Source organism: Vibrio ichthyoenteri ATCC 700023, assembly GCF_000222605.1.
GTDB classification, from domain to species: Bacteria; Pseudomonadota; Gammaproteobacteria; order Enterobacterales; family Vibrionaceae; genus Vibrio; species Vibrio ichthyoenteri.
Window position 1 is genome coordinate 1 of record NZ_AFWF01000168.1, and the last position, 3,295, is coordinate 3,295.

The window sequence follows — 3,295 nt, forward strand, 5'->3', positions numbered from 1 at the left end:
CCTACACCACATTGAGTGCTGAGCTCTTGGTTCATGACCAGCGTATTCACCTTGATTGGGATAATCGGAAGGATTGAGAAAACGCACACGAAAAACGCGAGCATCTGTTTGGTCTCGATGCGATTAAGTCCCAACAAGCCTTTGTTGCCTTCGTCTTCCCCTTCTTGGAGTACTTCGACCCACACTTGGAAAACGATGATGCACATCATGAACACCATGATGTTGGTCTGATTAAAAATGACCATCAGCTTGTTGGCAATATACCACCCTTCAAGGGTCATGATGGCGGAAAGGGGATCGTTGACTACCATAGTGTGATTGCTCCTGACCAAGTTAAGAAGATGAACAGTTCGTTAAAGACCGCGACCACCACAATTGGGGCCAAATGTCGTTTTTTGGCTTTCATAAACAAAAGGCCATAGGTGGCACTACGAAAAAGCATCATGGGTACGCTGTAGGCGTGGCTGACCAGTACCTTCTCATCGAGAACGATGGTCAGGGCGACGCCAATCAGCAATAAAGCGAGCAGCAAAAGGGCGCTTACCCATCTTGATGCCCGAGGTTTGGATTGTGTTGTCATTATTGATTATCCTGTGTTGGGGTTAATTGTTGCTGTAAAAGCACTGAATCCGTTTCTGGCACTATCGGTAGTTGCCCTGCGCGTGTACGTTGGTATTGCTCCACCACTTGCGTTGCGGTTCGGCTACCAATAGCTTGTCTGGTCTCGGCTTCAAACTTTAGGAGCTCGATTTCTTTTTCAAGCACGTTGACCGCTTGATTAATCTCTTCTTGAGCGAGTTGATGTTGAGCCAGATTGACTTCATATTTCCCGGTCAGCAGCGCACGTCGTGCGTGCAAGGCCTTTTCCATGCTGTGTGAGATAGCCAGCTCTGAGGCAATGCGCGTCATGTTGTTGTCATCTACCTTGCTGTCCACCAAGGCATCGATAAGAGGCTGAGGAAAATGCTCGCTCTCTTTGCCTGTTGCGATAGCCAAGCGCAGCTCTTTCTCAAGCGCTAGGGTTTCTTTTGTCACCTCTGCGCTCAGGCCCACCCCTGCCGTAGCACGGGTTTTGCTCTTATCCATGCCCGTTTGTACTGATCGGCTACCGATAACTTGGGTAAGCCAAGTGGACATCTCGCCAGCACTTGTCCAGTAGCGGTAAATCCCCTCTTTGTTTTTCGCTTCTTGGTCATTGGCCAGCATGTCAAAGCCCACCATCGCGGCATCTTTTGGGGCGTCCAGTGGCGGCTGATTGCGACCGCCGCGAGATTGTCCACCCACCCAGGTGATGCCGTTATCGCCCATCTCTTTCATGGCGCGCTCTTTGGCCTTGACCGCGTCTCCACTTTTCACCGCTTGTGTCCACGCTTGCGCTCGCGCTGCCGTGTTGTAATCACTGCCTTGAATCACCCCTGCCATCTCTTCGGTGATGTTTTCACACGAGGTCTGGCCATCATCAAAGTCAAACTTACCTTGCAGTACCCCGTTGGTAAGCATGTCATAAAGCCCGGGGTCTCTTTTTTGGATGAAGTAGCCGGGTAAGCTTGCAACCGCGGAGGTGGCATTGCTGAGCATGTCACCCATCATGTCTTGAAAGCCGCTAGTGACGCCGTTGAGCTGGTTTTTGATGGTCACTTTCGGGTCGAGCAGTCCACACTGCAAGTTCATATCCCAGCCAACACCTAATGTTTTGGTTTTTATGCGCTCTTCGCGCGCCGGTAGAGAGATGACTGGACCGCCGCCGATAGCGTAATGCAGCACATCGGTGCCGGCACTGGCTTGAAAGGTCACAGGGAGCGCGCTGGTCAATGCCAACGCCAAAGCACATCGTTTCATCGATATCGTCCTCAATTTATTCGCCAAAATGGGCTACTAATTTCGCGCCTTTACGTTCGCAGCCTTTGTACATTCGCCATACCGCCCAGGCGTAGTCGTCTTTTTCAGAGCGCAGCTCAGCATAAGGGTCTGTCGTGGTCGTACTGTCATCAAACTCAGGCCACGGGTAGGCATCTTCTTGCTTATGCGGGTAAATCATCTGAAAGGCGGTCTCATCATTACCCGCTTCCACCCCTTCTGGCGGCCAGTATCCGGCACGTTTTTTTGCAACCAGCGGCTGATAGAGGCGGCTCTCTCCTTCTCTTGTCACCAGGTGCATCGCGCGAAAGGCCGCAAGCGCCGCCGCTTTAAACGGATGAGGCTGCAGCGCAAACCCGCCTCTTGGGAAAACGTTGCCAAAGTTTCCAAGGGTGTCACTCATTGGGTTCCAAGTGTCTAAAGTAAAAAGGTCTGGCAGGTTGTAGCGCCAGCCAAGTGGGTCAAGGCTTGAGAGGTAATAAGGCATCATGGATGTCGCCGGACTCTCCACAAAGTAGCCAAGCGAGCCTAATAGGCCATAAATCGAATCAACACCGGGATGACCAATCACATCGACGTTGTTAAACGCCGTGGTTGGGTTGTCTACGCCTTGAACTGTGCGTGGGTGGCTCTTACCGCCCGCCTCTGATAATGGATTAGCAGGCGATAGCCACTGCAGCTCAGACCATGGGCTCTCTCCGGTTTCTGGGTAGCTCATCACCACCGCATCCGGTAGGCGGTGTTTGACCTTGATTGAGGTGTCAGTTTCACATCCCACCGGTGTGCAGGTCATCCAGACACAAGTCCCAATCACTTCATAATCCAAGCACTCAGGGCACGCGCTGCTGGCAAGCACCTCAAGTGTGTTGAATCCTGTCTCTGATTGCGTTTGCGCATTAGAGCTTGCAAAAGAAGGTGTAGCCATTGCTGCAAACCCCAGCATCAAGAGTGAGTTGATGGCTCTCATCGCTCCCCCCTGTAATCCATACGTGCCAGCTCAATTTGTTTGGCTTTGAGTAGCGCCGCATCGAGCTCGCTAATGCCGTGCTCACGCATTAAATCGCGACGTTTTTTCTTCGCCTTACCATCGGTTTCCCCAAGAGCCAGATAAAGCGCGGGCGGGACAATACGAAAGCGCGCCATTAAGGTGTCGTTACGACCAGTGACCACCCCTTCTTTGAATTTGTTGTCTTCTGCGGTCATTGAGCGAATGAGCTCTTTTTCTGCAGGACGCAATTTTTTAAACGCTTCTAAGTTCGTCAGCTCATCTTCTGGCATGTTGAGCATCACCCACCATTCCGCGTTGTTGAGCATCTTTCTGGCAATCGCAGGGAAGTCAGCGAGGTCTTGAGTGGCCAACCAGAACCAGGCTTGAAGTTTTCGCCACATCTTGACGATTTTTACCGCGTAAGGCGCCAACAATGGGTTGGTTGCAATC

Annotated in this window: 3 protein-coding genes and 2 pseudogenes; all 5 read right to left on the reverse strand. The window is 51.7% G+C overall.

Annotated features, from left to right (window positions below; all coding sequences use genetic code 11):
• Positions 1 to 311: pseudogene (locus RH85_RS11855) on the reverse strand (conjugal transfer protein TraG N-terminal domain-containing protein); the annotation flags it as partial.
• The gene (locus RH85_RS11860; RefSeq protein ID WP_006712488.1) at positions 305 to 580 is read right to left on the reverse strand and encodes a hypothetical protein; all 276 of its coding nucleotides are present in this window, start codon (positions 578 to 580) and stop codon (positions 305 to 307) included. The gene RH85_RS11860 and the pseudogene RH85_RS11855, both read right to left, overlap by 7 nt.
• Positions 580 to 1,839, reverse strand: coding sequence for an integrating conjugative element protein (locus RH85_RS11865; protein WP_006712489.1), 1,260 nt, complete (start codon positions 1,837 to 1,839; stop codon positions 580 to 582). Before RH85_RS11865 ends, RH85_RS11860 begins: the two co-directional genes overlap by 1 nt.
• Positions 1,840 to 1,855: 16 nt before the next feature.
• Entirely contained in the window at positions 1,856 to 2,824 is a 969-nt protein-coding gene (locus RH85_RS11870; RefSeq protein WP_006712490.1) for a TIGR03756 family integrating conjugative element protein, read from the reverse strand.
• Positions 2,821 to 3,295 (reverse strand): annotated as a pseudogene (locus RH85_RS11875) (conjugative transfer ATPase); the annotation flags it as partial. The pseudogene RH85_RS11875 and the gene RH85_RS11870, both read right to left, overlap by 4 nt.